This window comes from Anaeroplasma bactoclasticum, from assembly GCF_003550015.1.
Taxonomy (GTDB): domain Bacteria; phylum Bacillota_I; class Bacilli_A; order Acholeplasmatales; family Anaeroplasmataceae; genus Anaeroplasma; species Anaeroplasma bactoclasticum.
Window position 1 is genome coordinate 221,050 of sequence record NZ_QXEV01000001.1, and the last position, 17,018, is coordinate 238,067.

At 33.9% G+C, this 17,018-nt stretch carries 14 protein-coding genes and 1 rRNA gene; all 15 read left to right on the top strand.

Features of this window, described 5'->3' with window-relative positions:
• The first annotated feature begins 13 nt into the window (after positions 1-13).
• Positions 14-1,423, top strand: a complete 1,410-nt coding sequence (purF, locus tag EI71_RS00845) for an amidophosphoribosyltransferase (RefSeq protein WP_119015350.1) — start codon at positions 14-16, stop codon at positions 1,421-1,423.
• Positions 1,424-1,434: 11 nt separating this feature from the next.
• On the top strand, positions 1,435-2,469 hold the full coding sequence (gene purM / locus EI71_RS00850; protein ID WP_119015351.1) for a phosphoribosylformylglycinamidine cyclo-ligase: 1,035 nt from the start codon (positions 1,435-1,437) through the stop codon (positions 2,467-2,469).
• A 1-nt stretch (position 2,470) separates the two neighbouring features.
• Entirely contained in the window at positions 2,471-3,040 is a 570-nt protein-coding gene (purN, locus tag EI71_RS00855; RefSeq protein WP_162849637.1) for a phosphoribosylglycinamide formyltransferase, read from the top strand.
• Between the two features lie 2 nt (positions 3,041-3,042).
• Positions 3,043-4,596, top strand: coding sequence for a bifunctional phosphoribosylaminoimidazolecarboxamide formyltransferase/IMP cyclohydrolase (gene purH, locus EI71_RS00860; RefSeq protein WP_119015353.1), 1,554 nt, complete (start codon positions 3,043-3,045; stop codon positions 4,594-4,596).
• 21 nt (positions 4,597-4,617) lie between these two features.
• Positions 4,618-5,865, top strand: coding sequence for a phosphoribosylamine--glycine ligase (gene purD / locus EI71_RS00865; protein WP_119015354.1), 1,248 nt, complete (start codon positions 4,618-4,620; stop codon positions 5,863-5,865).
• A gap of 10 nt (positions 5,866-5,875) precedes the next feature.
• Positions 5,876-6,736, top strand: coding sequence for a bifunctional methylenetetrahydrofolate dehydrogenase/methenyltetrahydrofolate cyclohydrolase FolD (folD, locus tag EI71_RS00870; RefSeq protein WP_119015355.1), 861 nt, complete (start codon positions 5,876-5,878; stop codon positions 6,734-6,736).
• A 1-nt stretch (position 6,737) separates the two neighbouring features.
• The gene (gene purB / locus EI71_RS00875) at positions 6,738-8,030 is read left to right on the top strand and encodes an adenylosuccinate lyase (RefSeq protein WP_119015356.1); all 1,293 of its coding nucleotides are present in this window, start codon (positions 6,738-6,740) and stop codon (positions 8,028-8,030) included.
• A 27-nt stretch (positions 8,031-8,057) separates the two neighbouring features.
• Complete coding sequence (gene guaA / locus EI71_RS00880; RefSeq protein WP_119015357.1) at positions 8,058-9,605, top strand: glutamine-hydrolyzing GMP synthase; 1,548 nt, start codon at positions 8,058-8,060, stop codon at positions 9,603-9,605.
• Between the two features lie 285 nt (positions 9,606-9,890).
• Complete coding sequence (locus EI71_RS00885; RefSeq protein WP_119015358.1) at positions 9,891-10,817, top strand: GTP-binding protein; 927 nt, start codon at positions 9,891-9,893, stop codon at positions 10,815-10,817.
• Positions 10,818-10,859: 42 nt separating this feature from the next.
• The gene (locus EI71_RS00890) at positions 10,860-12,641 is read left to right on the top strand and encodes an ABC transporter ATP-binding protein (protein WP_211320985.1); all 1,782 of its coding nucleotides are present in this window, start codon (positions 10,860-10,862) and stop codon (positions 12,639-12,641) included.
• Positions 12,641-14,428, top strand: coding sequence for an ABC transporter ATP-binding protein (locus tag EI71_RS00895; protein WP_119015360.1), 1,788 nt, complete (start codon positions 12,641-12,643; stop codon positions 14,426-14,428). Before EI71_RS00890 ends, EI71_RS00895 begins: the two co-directional genes overlap by 1 nt.
• Positions 14,429-14,514: 86 nt before the next feature.
• Entirely contained in the window at positions 14,515-15,144 is a 630-nt protein-coding gene (locus EI71_RS00900) for an NUDIX hydrolase (RefSeq protein ID WP_211320986.1), read from the top strand.
• Positions 15,141-16,004, top strand: coding sequence for a peptide chain release factor N(5)-glutamine methyltransferase (prmC, locus tag EI71_RS00905; RefSeq protein WP_119015361.1), 864 nt, complete (start codon positions 15,141-15,143; stop codon positions 16,002-16,004). The genes EI71_RS00900 and prmC overlap by 4 nt, the downstream gene beginning before the upstream one ends.
• Positions 15,989-16,540, top strand: a complete 552-nt coding sequence (locus EI71_RS00910; RefSeq protein WP_119015362.1) for an L-threonylcarbamoyladenylate synthase — start codon at positions 15,989-15,991, stop codon at positions 16,538-16,540. The genes prmC and EI71_RS00910 overlap by 16 nt, the downstream gene beginning before the upstream one ends.
• A gap of 312 nt (positions 16,541-16,852) precedes the next feature.
• Positions 16,853-17,018 (top strand): 16S ribosomal RNA (locus tag EI71_RS00915); the annotation flags it as partial.

Here is a 17,018-nt window from a genome sequence, read left to right on the forward strand (position 1 = left end):
TTTGGAGTAGATTATGCTAGAGAACACTCTTTTAGATGAGCTTCATGAAGAATGTGGCGTATTCGGCGTATTTGGTTGTCATGGTGCAGCTGAAATTACCTACTTTGGACTTCATTCCTTACAGCATAGAGGTCAAGAGGGCGCTGGTATTGTCGCATGCGATAATGGAAGCATGAAAAGAATAAAGGGGCAGGGTTTAGTTACAGAAGTATTTAAAGAAGGAAGCCTAGATAAGCTTCCTGGTGATATGGCAATTGGCCATGTTAGATATTCCACTGCAGGTGGTTCATCCATAGAGAATGTCCAACCATTCCTATTTAACCACCACACAGGCCCATTCGCATTATGTCATAATGGTAATTTAGTAAATTCAAATGAATTAAAAAAATTCTGTGAGGATAGAGGAAGCTTATTCCAATCTACATCTGATTCAGAAATATTAGCTCATTTGATTCAAAAGAATTACAATGATAGAACATTTATTTATTCATTAAAAAGTGCACTTGAAATGCTAGATGGAGCATTTGCATTCTTAGTTATGCTTGGGGATAAGCTTATTGCAGCAAGAGATAAATATGGTCTTCGTCCATTATCTATTGGTAAGATTAATGGTGGATATGTAGTATCTAGTGAGACTTGTGCATTTGAAGTAATTAATGCGAAATTTGTAAGAGATGTCAATCCTGGTGAGGTTGTTGAAATCTCTAAAGATGGTATTAAAAGCACATATTATTCTAATATGAATAAGCATCATATGTGCGCAATGGAATATATTTACTTCTCAAGACCAGATTCTGAGCTTGAAGGAAGAAATGTACATGCCTTTCGTAAGGCATCTGGAAAGCTTTTATATAAAGAGATGCCAACAAAAGCAGATATAGTTATAGGAGTTCCAGATTCAAGCCTTTCTGCAGCCATTGGTTATGCAGAGGAATCTAAGATTCCATATGAAATGGGCTTAATTAAAAATAAATATGTTGGTAGAACATTTATTCAGCCTTCTCAGGCAATGAGAGAAAAGGGCGTAAGAATGAAGCTTTCTGCAGTATCTTCAATTATTAAGGGTAAAAGAGTAATCCTAATTGATGATTCTATTGTAAGAGGTACAACAAGTAAAAGAATTGTTGCCCTACTTAGAGAAGCAGGAGCTAAGGAAGTACATGTTCGTATATCCTCTCCACAAATAACAAATCCTTGTTTTTATGGAGTAGATATTTCAACTTATGATGAATTAATCTCTGCAAGATTAGATCTTGAGGGAGTAAGAGAATATATTGGTGCGGATTCCTTATATTTCTTATCTAAGGAAGCACTATTCGAAGCTGCAGAGCGTAATGATTTATGCCTTGCATGTTTTACAGGAAAGTATCCTACTGCACTATATCATGCAGTAAAGGATGCAAATAAAGACGGAAAATTCTAGGAGGAAAGAAAATGGCAAAAAGTTATGAAAGCGCCGGAGTTAGCTTAGAGGCTGGCTATGAGGGCGTAAGAAGAATTAAGAAGCATGTTGCTGCAACAAACCGCCCTGGTTCAATGGGAAATATTGGTTCCTTTGGTGGTATGTTCAATTTAGCATCCTTAGGCTATAAAGAGCCTATCTTAGTATCTGGTACAGATGGTGTTGGTACTAAGCTTAAGCTAGCATTTGAGATGGATAAGCATGATACTATTGGTATTGATGCAGTTGCAATGTGTGTAAATGATGTATTAGCACAGGGAGCAGAACCATTAATCTTCTTAGATTATGTTGCCTTAGGTGAAAATATTCCAGAAAAGCTTGAAATGATCGTTAAGGGAGTTAGTGATGGTTGTATTCAGGCTGGATGTGCACTAGTTGGTGGTGAGACTGCAGAAATGCCTGGTATGTATCAGGATGGGGAATATGATATTGCAGGCTTTACTGTTGGCTGTGTAGAAAAGGAAAACCTAATCGATGGCTCTAAGGTAGCTGTTGGCGATGTATTAGTAGGTATCGCATCTACAGGTGTTCATTCTAATGGATTCTCCTTAGTAAGAAAGATTGTTAAGGATAATCAATTAGATTTACATAAGCCATTAACAGAATATTCTGAATTACCTTTAGGTGATTTCTTATTAACTCCTACAAGAATTTATGTTAAGCAGGTTCTTGAAGTAATCAAGAAAACAGATGTACACGGAGTTGCCCACATTACTGGTGGTGGTTTTGATGAAAATATTCCAAGAATTTTAAAGGAAGGAATGGGTATTCATGTAGTTGAAGGAACATGGCCAATTCTTCCTGTATTCAAGTTCTTAGAAAAATATGGTAATGTCCCTCATAGAGAGATGTTCAATATTTATAATATGGGTATCGGTATGGTACTTGCAATGCCAAAGGAGGAAGCTCCTTTTGCAATTGAGATTTTATCTAAATTTGGCGATAAGGCATATGTAATTGGTGAGATTACAGATAAGCCAGGTGTAGATATTGAGTTGGTAAAGTAATATGAAAAATATTGCAATATTTGCCAGTGGCTCAGGAACAAACTTTGAGGCATTAGTTCAAGCCTGTGAAAATGGTCAGATTGATGGCAAGGTTGTATTAATGGTTTGTGATAAAAAGAATGCCTATGTTAACGAAAGAGCAAAAAATCATAATGTTCCATCCTTTGTATTCCGTTCTAAGGATTATGCATCTAAAGAAGAATACGAGGAATTAATTGTAGAAAAGCTAGAAGAATACAATGTAGATCTTATTTGCCTTGCAGGCTATATGAGACTATGTGGTTATGTATTACTAAAGAAGTACGAAGGAAGAATAATTAATATTCATCCAGCCTTACTTCCATCATTTAAGGGTGCACATGGTATTTTAGATGCATTTAATTATGGAGTTAAGGTATTTGGTGTAACTATCCATTATGTGGATAGCGGAATGGATTCTGGTAAGATTATTGAGCAAAGAGCCTTCCATTATACTGAAGGTGAAACTGTAGAAGAAGTTGAAGCTAGAATTCATGAAATAGAACATGAGATGTACCCAGAAGTAGTAGCAAAATTAATTAAGGAGATATGAAAATGAAAAGAGCATTAGTTAGTGTAACTGACAAAACAGGTATTGTTGAATTCTGTAAGGAATTAGTAGAATTAGGTTATGAAATTATTTCAACTGGTGGAACAAAGAAGGTATTAGACGCTTCTGGAGTTCCTACATTAGGTATTTCTGAAGTTACAGGCTTCCCTGAAATTTTAGATGGACGTGTTAAGACACTTCATCCAAAGGTTCATGGTGCATTGCTTGCTGTAAGAGATTTAGAATCTCATAAGGCACAGCTTGCTGAAAATAATATTGAATATATTGATTTAGTATGTGTAAATTTATATGCATTTAGAAAGACTATTGAGCGTGGTGCTGAATTTGCTGAGGCTATCGAAAATATCGATATCGGAGGCCCATCTATGCTAAGAAGTGCAGCTAAGAACCATAAGTATGTAACTGTAGTTTCTGATGTTAATGATTATCCTACTGTATTAAGCGAAATTAAGCAGTATGGTGATACAACATATGAAACAAGATTACGTTTAGCTGCAAAGGTTTATACATTAACTGCAGAATATGACACAATGATTGCAGAATATATGAGAGAAAAGGCTGGCTTAAATGAAAAGCTATTCATTGAAGGTGATTTAGTTCAGTCCTTAAGATATGGTGAAAACCCTCATCAGGCTGCAAAATTCTATTCCTTAGATAAGGATGCACCTTATTCTTTAGCTAATGCTATTCAGATTCAGGGTAAGGAATTATCTTATAACAATATTCAGGATGCAAATGCTGCATTAAATATTGTAAGAGAATTTGGTGATGAGCCTTTCGCAATGGGCTTAAAGCATATGAACCCATGTGGAGCTGCAGTTGGTAAGGATTTAAAGGAAGCTTGGTTAAAGGCTTATGAATCTGACCCTGTATCTATTTTTGGTGGTATTGTTGCTACAAACCAGATTATTGATGGTGAGGCTGCAAACCTAATTAAATTTGATCATGGTGAGAAGGGTAAATCTATTTTCTTAGAGGTTATCCTAGCTCCAGGCTATACTGAAGAAGCATTACAGGCATTCTCAAAAAGACCTGATTTAAGAATTATTCAGTTTAAGCTTGGTGAGACTAAGAAGACTAAGCAGTATGTATCCGTAAATGGTGGCTTATTAGTTCAGGACCAAGATTTAGAAATGAAGACTATTACAGAGGATATGACAATTACTTCTTGCAAGCCAACAGAGGCACAGCTTGCTGATATGAACTTTGGCTGGAAGATTGTTAAGCATGTTAAGTCTAACGCTATTGTAGTTGTTAAGAATGGTGTAACATGTGGTGTTGGTGCTGGTCAGATGAATCGTGTAGGTGCAGCTAAGATTGCTATTGAAGAAGCTCATTCTAGAGGAGTTATGGATGGAATGACTTTAGCATCTGATGCATTCTTCCCATTCTCTGATACATTAGAGTATGGTATTGAAAATGGAGTTTGTGCTGTTGTACAGCCAGGTGGATCAAAAAGAGATCAGGATTCCATTGATTATGCAAATTCTAAGGGCGTTCCAATGGCATTTACTGGAATGCGTCATTTCAAACACTAATTGATTTAAGGAGTATTACTTATGGCTAAGGTATTAGTTGTAGGTGGTGGAGGAAGAGAGCATGCCATTGTGCATGCTTTATCCAAGTCATCTAAAGTAAATGAGCTTTATGCAGCACCAGGAAATGCTGGTATTGCAAAGCTCGCCATGTGTGTAAATATTAAAGACACAGAGGTAGATAAAATTGTAGAATTCGCTAAGGCTACAGAAATTGATTTAGTTGTAGTTGGCCCTGAGGCTTCCTTAGCTTTAGGTATTATTGATAAGCTTAAAGAAGCAGGAATTAAAGCCTTTGGTCCTACAAAGGCAGCAGCTCAAATCGAATCCTCTAAGGAATTCGCTAAGAATATTATGGTAAAGTATAATATTCCAACAGCTGCTTATCAGTCCTTCTCGAATTATCCTGATGCAGTAGAATATGTAAAGAATGGTTCTTTACCTACTGTTATTAAATATGATGGACTTGCTGCAGGTAAGGGTGTAGTTATTGCTACAACCTATGATGAGGCAATTTATGCATTAAAGGATATGCTACTTGATGATCATTTCGGTCATGGAAAGGTAGTTATTGAAGATTATTTAGAGGGTCCTGAATTTTCATTTATGTGCTTTGTTAATGGAGAGAATGTATATCCACTTCAATTAGCACAAGATCATAAAAGAGCATATGATAATGATATGGGACCTAATACAGGTGGTATGGGTGCATATTCTCCATTACCATTTATAACTGAAGAAGATTATGAATATGCATTAAATCAAATTATGATTCCAACAGCTAAAGCTATGGTGGCTGAAGGAAATCCATTCACTGGTGTATTATACGGTGGCTTAATGAAGACCAAAAATGGAATTAAGGTAATCGAATTCAACGCTCGCTTTGGTGATCCTGAAACAGAAGTTGTATTACCAAGATTATCTAGTGATATTTTTGATGCATTTAATGCTGTAATTGATGGAAAAACACCTGTACTTGAATGGGAAAAGTGTTATACTATAGGTATCGTACTAGCCTCTTTAGGTTATCCTGGAGATTATAAAAAGGGATTTGTTATTGAAAATGCAGATTCTGATGATATTTATCATATGGGAACTAAGGTAGATGATAATGGAAATCTACTTACTAATGGAGGAAGAGTCTTATTTGCAGTTGCTAAGGGAGATACCCTAGAGGATGCAAACAAAAAGGCTTTAGCACTTGTTGATGAAATCAAGTGTGATAATCTGTTCCATAGAACAGACATTGGTGCGAAAGCATATAGAAAGTAGGTATTGAATTATGGCTATAGTAATTAGCGGAAAAGAGCTTGCAACATTAAGAAGAGGTGCAATGAAGGAGGAGGTTTCAACTTTCACAGAAAAGTATGGAAGAGTTCCTCATTTAGCAGTTGTATTAGTTGGAGAAGATCCAGGTAGTGTATCTTATGTTGCAGGAAAGGAAAAGGCATGTATCGAAATTGGTATTAAAAATACCACTATACGTAGACCAAATACCATCTCTCAGGATGAGCTACTTGCTATTGTTAATGAACTTAATCAAGATGATTCTGTAGATGGTATCTTAGTACAGCTACCACTACCAAAGCATATGGATTCTGATTTCATTATTAATGCAATCGTTCCAGAAAAGGATGTGGATGGATTCCATCCATATAATGTGGCATCCTTATATTTAAAACAGCCTGGAACAGTTTCTTGTACTCCTAAGGGGATTATGGAAATTTTAGATTATGCTCATATTGAAATTGAAGGCAAAAGAGCTGTTGTTATAGGTAGATCAAATATTGTTGGTATGCCTGTATCTAAGCTTTTACTAGATCGTAATGCTACAGTTACTATTTGTCATAGTCGTACAAAAAATATAAGTGAAGTAACTAGTGAGGCAGATATATTAATTGCTGCAGTTGGTAAACCATTATTTGTTAAGGCAGATATGGTAAAGGAAGGTGCTGTAGTAATTGATGTTGGTGTAAATAGAAATCCAGAAACTGGTAAGCTTTGTGGTGATGTTGATTTTGAAGCTGTAAAGGATAAGGCTTCTTATATTACAAAGGTACCAGGAGGTGTTGGTCCAATGACTATCACTTGCTTAATGGAAAATACTATTGAATGCTTCTTAAAACATATGGAGGAAAAGTAAAATGATAGAACGTTACAGCCGTAAGGTTATGCGCGATATCTGGACTGAAGAAAATAAGTTTAATGCTTATTTGAAGGTTGAGATTTCCAATGCGAAGGCATGGAGTGAGCTTGGCGTTGTGCCAAAGGAAGATTTACCAAAGTTAGATTTAGCTACATTTACTGTAGATAGAATTAAAGAAATTGAAGCAGTAACTAAGCATGATGTTGTTGCTTTTACTAGAGCTGTTGGTGAATCCTTAGGTGAAGAAAAGAAATGGATTCACTATGGATTAACATCTACAGACGTTGTAGATACAGCAAATGGCTATTTATTAAAACAGGCAAATGAAATTTTAAGAAAAGACATTGTTGCTATTATGGATGTTTTAAAGAAAAGAGCTATAGAGTTCAAATATACACCATGTATTGGTAGAACTCATGGTATGCATGCAGATATTACATCCTTTGGTTTAAAGTGGGCTTTATGGTATGAGGATATGGTAAGATGCCTTGACCGCTTTGATTATGCTTGTAAGGAAGTAGAGGTTGGTAAATTATCTGGTGCTGTAGGTAACTTTGCAAATATCCCACCAGCAATTGAAGAATATGTATGTAAGGATTTAGGTATTAATTATGCCTTAATTTCTACACAGGTATTACAAAGAGATAGACATGCTCATTATATGAGTACACTTGCATTAATTGCATCTGAGCTTGAAAAGATGGCTTTAGAGGTTAGAAATTTATCTCGTCAAGAGGTAAAAGAAACAGAAGAAGCCTTCTCTAAGGGACAAAAGGGTTCCTCTGCAATGCCACATAAGAGAAATCCAATTTCTTCTGAAAACATTTGTGGATGTGCAAGAGTTATTAGAGGATATATGGATACCTTCTATCAAAATATTGCCTTATGGCATGAAAGAGATATTTCTCACTCTGCAACAGAAAGAATCATTTTACCAGATTCTACAGAATTATTAGATTATATGTTAAATCGTTTCAAGGGAATTTTAGAGAATTTAACTGTATTCCCTGAAAAGATGATGGAAGATATTTATTTAACTAAGGGTGTAATCTTCGCTCAAAGAGTATTATATAAGCTAATTGAAAAGGGCTTTGTAAGAGAAAAGGCTTATGATACTGTTCAGCCTATTGCGATGAAGGCATTAGATGAAAAGAAGCAGTATCAGGATTTATTAAAGGAAGATCCAACCGTTTCTTCTATGCTTACAAATGAAGAAATTGATGAATGCTTCACATTAGATTATTATATGAAGAACGTAGATTATATATTTAATCGTTTAGGAATTAAGTAAAATACATTAAAGCCGAGGGAGAATATCATGGAAAATGAAAAGGTATTAGTCTTAGACTTTGGTGGTCAGTATAACCAGCTGATTGCAAGACGTGTAAGAGAATGTAATGTATATTGTGAGGTTAAGCCTTATAATATGCCACTTGATAAAATTAAAGAATTTAATCCAAAGGGAATTATCTTTACTGGTGGACCTAATTCTGTATATGGAGAGGATTCTCCACTTGTAGATAAAGGTATTTTTGAACTTGGTATCCCAGTACTTGGTATTTGCTATGGATGTCAGTTTACTGCATATTCCTTAGGTGGAGAGGTATTACATGCTCCAAAGAGTGAATATGGTAAAACAATTGTAAGCGTAGATAAGAGTTCCTTATTATTTAAGGATGTTAAAAGTGAAACTACTGTATGGATGAGCCATACCGATTATGTTTCTAAAGCACCAGAGGGATTTGTTATTACAGGTAAAACCTCAACATGCCCTGTTGCTGCAATGGAAAATAGAGAAAAGAAGATTTACGCTGTTCAGTTCCACCCAGAGGTTATGCATTCTGAAGAAGGTATGACAATGCTTCGTGCCTTCGTATATGATGTATGTGGCTGTAAGGGTGATTGGCAGATGGCTGATTTTGCTAAAACTACTATTGAGGCTATTCGTAAGAAAGTTGGAAATGGTAAGGTATTATGTGCCTTATCTGGTGGAGTAGATTCTAGTGTTGCAGCTGTATTATTATCTAAAGCAGTTGGTGAACAATTAACTTGTGTATTCGTAGATCATGGTCTTCTTCGTAAAAATGAAGGAGATGAAGTAGAAGCAGTATTTGGTCCTAAGGGTCCATATAAGCTTAACTTTATTCGCGTTAATGCACAAGAAAGATTCTATGCAAAGCTTGCTGGAGTTACAGAACCAGAACGTAAAAGAAAAATTATTGGTGAGGAATTCATTCGAGTATTTGAGGATGAAGCTAAAAAAATTGGTAAGGTAGATTTCTTAGTTCAAGGAACAATTTACCCAGATGTAATTGAATCTGGCTTAGGTAAATCTGCAACAATTAAATCTCACCATAACGTAGGTGGACTTCCAAGCGTTGTTGATTTTAAAGAAATTATTGAGCCATTACGTTTATTATTCAAAGATGAGGTAAGAAAGGTTGGACTTGAATTAGGTATTCCTGATTACTTGGTTTATCGTCAACCATTCCCAGGTCCAGGCTTAGGTATTCGTATTATTGGTGATGTTACAGCAGAAAAGGTTAAAATCGTACAGGAGGCAGATGCAATTTACCGTGAGGAAATTGCAAAGGCTGGTGTAGATAAATCCTGCAATTTAGGTCAGTATTTCGCTGCCTTAACTAACATGAGAAGCGTTGGTGTAATGGGAGACGGAAGAACCTATGATTATGCAATCGCATTAAGAGCTGTACAAACTTCTGATTTTATGACTGCCGATTGGGCAAGAATTCCATATGATGTTTTAGATATCATATCTAGAAGAATTGTAAACGAAGTACCAGGTGTAAATAGAGTACTATTAGATTGTACATCGAAACCACCTGCAACTATCGAGTTTGAATAAGAATCTGAACTATTCCCATTCTATCTATTTTGGGAATATTTAGAGAAATATATTTTAAAAAGGGTATATAGGCAGAGCGTTTTTTAATGCTCTGCCTCTTTCACTGAATTAAATATATAACAGTGCTACAAAATTAGAAAGATTGACAAAGAAATCAAATGTGTTAAAATAGAAAAAGTGTTGAATAATACATATTTAACACATTTGTAGTTTTTTGAAAACTTTAGACTAATCCGTGGCATTTATGTCGCGGTTTTTTGCTGATATGGAGGTGTTTTATGTAAAATGAATATTAAAATTGATCTAATTACTGGTTTTTTAGGCTCTGGGAAAACTACCTTCATAAGAAAATATGTGGAATACCTTATCAAATGTGGAGAACGTGTAGGTATACTTGAAAATGATTATGGCGCAATTAATGTCGATATGATGCTTTTAAGTGATTTAAGAGGACCTTCTTGCGAAATCGAAATGATTGCGGGCGGTTGTTGTTATGATTGCCATGTAAGACGTTTCAAAACTAAGCTAATATCCATGGCTATGAGTGGCTATACAAGAGTAATTGTAGAACCATCAGGCATTTTTGATACAGATGAATTCTTTGATTTAGTATATGACGAACCATTAGATAATTGGTATGAAATTGGTTCTGTAATTACTATTGTGGATTCTGGTATTGAAATTAAGGATAAGGATACCGAATACCTATTTGCAAGTCAGCTTGCAAATGCGGGCGCAATTATATTTTCTAAAGTAAAAGACTACACTAAGGAAAGCCTAATTGCAAAAGTCAATAAATCCCTAGAGGCTATTGGCTGTAATAGAAGAATTCTTTTAGATGAGACATACATGGGACACCATGCAAAGTTATCTAATGCGGAATTTGATGCAATTAAGAATAGTGGTTATCATTCCTATTCCTATGAAAAGAGAATGGTAATTTTGGATAATGATTATTCATCATTATTCCTTATGAATAAGAATTTAGAAGAAGCTGCCTTAATAAATCTTTCAAATATCTTATTTAATAATAAGGAATATGGGGATATTATCCGTATTAAGGGCTTTTTTAAAAAATCAGATAATTGGTATTTAATGAACATGACTAAGGATTCAAAGGATATAGACTTTATATCCTCAGGACAGGATGTCATTATCATTATTGGTAAAGATATGAATGAGGAGAAAATAGAAGAACTCATTTCAAAGTAATTTCATATAGAAGGGAGAAATATTATGCTGTTTAATAAGCATATGTTAAAGTACTACCTAAAGTACTCTTGGCTTTATATACTAGGTATTGCTGCGCTTGTAGCAGTAGACTATGTACAAACATGGATCCCGGATTACTTAGGTGAAATAACAGATATCATAAAAGAACAGCCTTCTGATGCGGCAAGCCAGATGCAAAGAATATTAATCATGATATTCGTTGTTGCGATTGTTATGTTTGCAGGTAGAATGCTTTGGCGTTTTACTTTGTTTAACGCATCCGGTAGAGTAGAAGGTAATTTAAGACATGAAATGTTTTTGAAAAGTGAAAAGCTAAGTCAAAAATATTATCATGAGAATAAGGTTGGTTCCATTATGAGCTGGTTCACAACCGATTTGGAAACCATTGAAGAATATGCAGGTTTTGGTGTTGTAACTATTGTAGATGCATTCTTCTTAGGAACAATTGTTATTGTTAAAATGGTACAGCTAGACTGGGCTTTAGCCATAGTCGCATTTATCCCAATGATTTTAATTATCATTTGGGGCTTCTTGATTGAAAAGTTTATGTCTAAGCTTTGGCTTGAAAGACAGAATAATTATGATGAATTATATGACTTTTCCCAAGAAAACTTTACGGGTATCCGTGTAATTAAAGCTTTTGTTAAGGAAACTGCAAACCTACATGCTTTTGCTAAGATTGCAAAAAAGAATCAAATGAAGAATGTATCGTTTGCAAGAGTTTCTGTTATCTTTGATGTTTTAATCGAATTAATCATTGCTGCAATTGCAGCTATGCTACTTGGCTTTGGAGGATATGCAGTATATCATTCCGTAATTGGTCAAAACATGGTCCTATTTGGTCATGAGGTTACTTTAGGTGCAGGTGGATTAGTTGCGTTTATCGCATTATTTGATTCTCTTATTTGGCCTATGATTGCCATGGGTCAAATTGTATCTATGAGAAGCCGTGCAAAAGCTTCTTTAAAGAGAGTTTCACAATTCTTAGATGCAGAAGAGGATATTAAAAATCCAGTTAATGCACATGTATTAGAGAATGTTTCTGGTAAGATTACATTTAATCATTTCTCATTCTCTTATCCTGATGCTCCTGTTGAAGTAAAATCCTTAGAGGATGTTACTTTTGAGATCAATGCAGGAGAAACTATTGGTATTGTTGGTAAAATTGGTTGTGGTAAAACAACTTTAGTTAATTCCTTATTACGTTTATATAATGTAGAAAAGGGTTCTATTTTAATTGATGGACACGATATTATGGAATGTGATATCACATCCTTAAGAAATGCAATTGCATATGTTCCACAGGATAATTTCTTATTCAGTGATAAGATTTATAATAATATCGCATTCTCTGATAGAAAGAAGGATCCAGTTGCAATTCAAAATGCTGCTATATTTGCTGATGTTCATGATAACATCGCTGCATTTAAGCAGGGATATGATACTGTATCAGGCGAACGTGGTGTTACACTTTCTGGTGGACAAAAACAAAGAATTTCTATTGCTAGAGCCTATATTAAGGAATCTCCTATTATGATTATGGATGATTCTGTATCTGCAGTAGATGTAAAGACAGAAGAAACTATCCTAAAGAATATTAGAGAAAAGAGAAAAGGCAAAACAACAATTGTTATTGCCTCTCGTGTATCTACAGTATCTAAGCTAAACCGTATCTTGGTATTAAATGATGGTAAGGTTGAAGCATTTGATACTCCAGAAAATCTATTAAAGGTATCACCTACATACCAAAGAATGGTATACCTTCAAGAGCTTGAAAAAGAAGTTGAAGGAGGTGCAAACTAATGGAAGATGAGTTAAACCGTTTAAAGGGTGACCATAAAATGCCAACAAAGGAAATAATAAAGCGTACAATGAAGTATGTTAAGCCTGAAATCTTATCCTTCATTTTAGCTTTAGTATTACTTGCAATTAATGTTGCCCTTGATATTTTCTTACCAATCATTATTGGTTGGATTACCGATGACTTAGTTGGAATGGAACAAGCTGCGCTTGTATCTAATAATAGTTATCATAAGGTATTATTCTTAGCTATTCTTTATTTTGTGATTGCTTTAGTTAATATGGTATTCATTTATATTGAATCTATGTTATTACAAAAGGCTGGTCAAAGAATTATTTATAAGCTAAGAATGGATGTATTTACACACATCCAGAATATGAGCCAAAATCAGTTCAATGAAATGCCTGTTGGATCCTTAGTTACAAGAGTATGTAATTATACACAATCCATGAGTGATTTATTTACTAACGTTTTGGTTAATGTTATTAAAAATGCATTATATGTAGTTAGCGTATATGCGGTTATGTATTTCTATAGCTGGCAGTTATCTTTAATGATGCTACTTCCAGTTGTTATTGTTGCAATATCATCCTTTGTATTCTCAAGAATTGTTCACAAGGTATTTACAAAGGAAAGAAAGACTATTTCAGATATGAATACATATTTGAATGAAAACCTATCTGGTATGAAGATTACTCAAATCTTCAATCAGCAGCGCTATAAGGATGAAGAATTTATTGAAAAGAATGAGGCTGTAAGAAAAACTAGATTCCAAGTTATTCTATGCTTTGGTATTTACCGTCCATTCATTACTTTAATTTATATTTCATCTGTTGCAGTTGCATTATACTTTGGTTGGTTATTTGGTGTATCTAGTGGTGGTATTGTAGTATATCATCAGCTATTATCTAGATTCTTTAACCCAATTCAAAATTTGGCAGACCAATTAAATGCATTACAAAAGGCATTTACTGCATCTGAAAGATTATTTAATTTAATGGATGTTATGCCAGATGTATTAGATAAAGAGGATGCAATTGAAATTGATCATTTTGAGGGCAAAATTGAATTTAGAAATGTTTGGTTTGCATACCAAGATGAAGAATGGATTTTAAGAGATGTATCTTTCACTATTTTGCCAAAGCAGACTGTTGCCTTTGTTGGAGCAACAGGTGCTGGTAAGACAACAATTCTATCTTTAATCGTAAGAAATTATGAAATTCAAAAGGGTCAAATCTTAATTGATGATATTGATATTACTCATATTAAGATAAAATCCTTAAGAGCAGCTATTGGACAGATGCTTCAGGATGTATTCTTATTTAGTGGATCTATTCGTGATAATATTACTTTACATGATACAAGCTATTCTGATGAAAGAATCATGGAGGTATGTGAATATGTTAATGCGGATTCCTTCATTAATAAGCTTCCAAAGAAGCTAGATGAAGAGGTTATTGAGCGTGGCGAAAACTTTAGCCAGGGCCAGCGCCAGCTATTATCCTTCGCAAGAACTGTATTAGCAGAGCCACAGGTATTAATTTTGGATGAGGCTACCGCAAATATTGATACAGAAACAGAAGTATTAATTCAAGAGTCCTTAGAGAAGATTAAGAATATTGGTACAATGCTTGTTGTAGCACATAGATTATCAACTATTCAGCATGCAGATCAGATTATGGTGTTACAGAAGGGTGAAATCTTAGAGCATGGTAATCACCAAGAGCTACTTCAAAAGCATGGTTATTACTATAAGCTATATAAGCTTCAGTTTGAAGGAAAGAACTAGGGATACCTATTTGGGTATCTCTTTTTCTTTGAAATTTCTTCTTAAAAGTGGTATATGTGATATATAATAAATTGGGTGGTGATAATTTGTCTAAGTATCAATTATATGATTTTATAGAGTTTAAGATGGAGGATGGAATTATTTACCACGGAAATATTACTCATATAAAAGAGAAGAATGGAAAGTTTTTTTATGATGTAAAAAGTGTTTTTGATAATTTGAATGGAATTATTGAGGATGTATGGGAAGAAAACATCATAAGGAAATATATTGAAACAGTATTATGCTATTTAGAAAGAGATAATAAATACTTAATGCTTTTAAGAAATAAAAGGCAAAATGATATTAATCTAGGAAAATGGATTGGCGTTGGTGGTCATGTGGAATATAATGAGGAAGCTGACGATGCAATGGTAAGAGAGGTATTAGAAGAAACTGGTGTAACCATATTAGATTATGATAAAAGAGGAATCGTTTATTTTATAGATAATGATTATACTATGGTTATGCATGTATATACCTCAAATTCATTTTCTGGTTTTATTCACCCTTGTGATGAAGGAACACTTTCTTGGATTTCAAAGGATAAAATCTTTGATTTAAATCTATGGGAAGGGGATAAGGTGTTTTTAAAGGAGTTAATGAATAATAATCCTTATTTTGAAATTGAATTATATTATGATAATAATGAATATAAAGGAAGTAAGAAGCTATGACATATTTAGAGTTTATGAAGCAAAAGGAAAATGAAGCATTAGAGAATAATAAAGAGGATTCTGCAGTTGTTTTATTGCTAGAGCATATTTGTGGTCTTGAAACAAATGCTTTATTTATGAAACGAGGAGATAAGATTGAAGATGAAATTGTAAATAAATTCAATGAAATCTTTGATAAGTATTTACACGAGAATCAGCCAATTCAATATTTAATTGGTACTTCATGCTTTTATGGTTATGATTTTATCGTAAATGAGAATGTTTTAATTCCAAGATTTGAAACAGAAGAATTAGTAGAAAATATTTTATATAAATATGATGAGCATTTTGGTGGTAAAAAGGTAGAGGTATGTGATTTAGCTACAGGATCTGGCTGTATTGCAATTACTTTAGCTAAGGAAGAACCAAATATGCATGTTGTAGCATCTGATATTTCTAAGGAAGCTTTAGAGGTTGCAAGAAAAAATAATGAAAAGCTTGGAGCTAATGTTAAATTCTTACAAGGAGATATGCTAGAGCCATTAAAGGGAAAGAAGTTTGATATTTTTGTATCAAATCCTCCATATATTCCAGAAAATGAGGTTGTAGATTCCTTAGTTAAGGATAATGAACCAAATTTAGCTTTATTTGGTGGAGAGGATGGAATGAAATTCTATCGTATTATTTTACAAGGATTAAGACCATTATTAAATAAGAAGGCTTTAGTTGCATTTGAGCATGGATATGATAAAAAGGATGAAATGCTTGCGTTATGTAAAAAATATTTTCCAGAATGTAAGGCAGAATGTATTAAAGATTTAGAAGGAAAGGATCGAATGACATTTATATATGTCGGTGATTTCAAATGGCAGGAAGAGTAATTATATTCCCAACAGATACTGTTTATGGTATTGGTACTAAAATTAGAGATTTAGATGGAATAGAAAGAATATATCAAATCAAGCATAGACCAAAGGAAAAGCCATTGGCATGTCTTTGTGCATCCTTAGAGCAAATTAAAGAAATTGCAGAAGTAGATATGGTATCTGAAAAGCTAATTCAAAAGTTTTTACCTGGTGGATTTACTCTTATATTAAAAAGTAAGGATGAAATTAAGAATTTAATTGGATATCCTACTATTGGAGTTAGAATTCCAAAGCATGAGCTTGCAATTAAGATTTTAGAAGAGAATGGTCCTATGCTTACAACAAGTGTGAATGAGTCTGGTAGTGTTCCATTAAATGAGTATGATGAAATCGTTAAAGAATATGCTGGATTAGTGGATAAGATTTATAATACAACTACAGAATCTATGAATAAGCCTTCTACTGTTGTTTTAGTATCCGATGGGGTTGTAAAAATATTAAGAGAAGGCCCAGTTTCTAAAGAAGAAATTGAGGAATTTTTAAAATTATAAGTCAAAGCCTTAAAATGGTAATTGCTTAATGACAAAAGTGGCGTTTTTGACTAGTAAAAATTGAATATTTTATATATATAAATTGTCTTAAAAAATAAGGCAATTTTTTTCTTTTAAAAAATGTAAAATAGTTGTTGACACTCAAGTTTCCTAGTGATATAATGAGCAAGGCTTCACATTTTTTGAAGCTAAAACTTAGGTCTTTGAAAACTATATATGACGAACTAAAACGTGTAGAATAAACGAACAAGCAATTCTTTTTTTTTAGAAAAAGAAGAATGAGCAAAAAAGATTAAACATTAAAAAATAAATTTTTTGGAGAGTTTGATCCTGGCTCAGGATTAACGCTGGCGGCGTGCCTAATACATGCAAGTCGAATGGTAGCAATACCATGGCGAACGGGTGAGTAACACGTAGGTAACCTGTCTTTAAGACGAGGATAACCGATGGAAACGTCGGATAATACTCGATAGGTGAT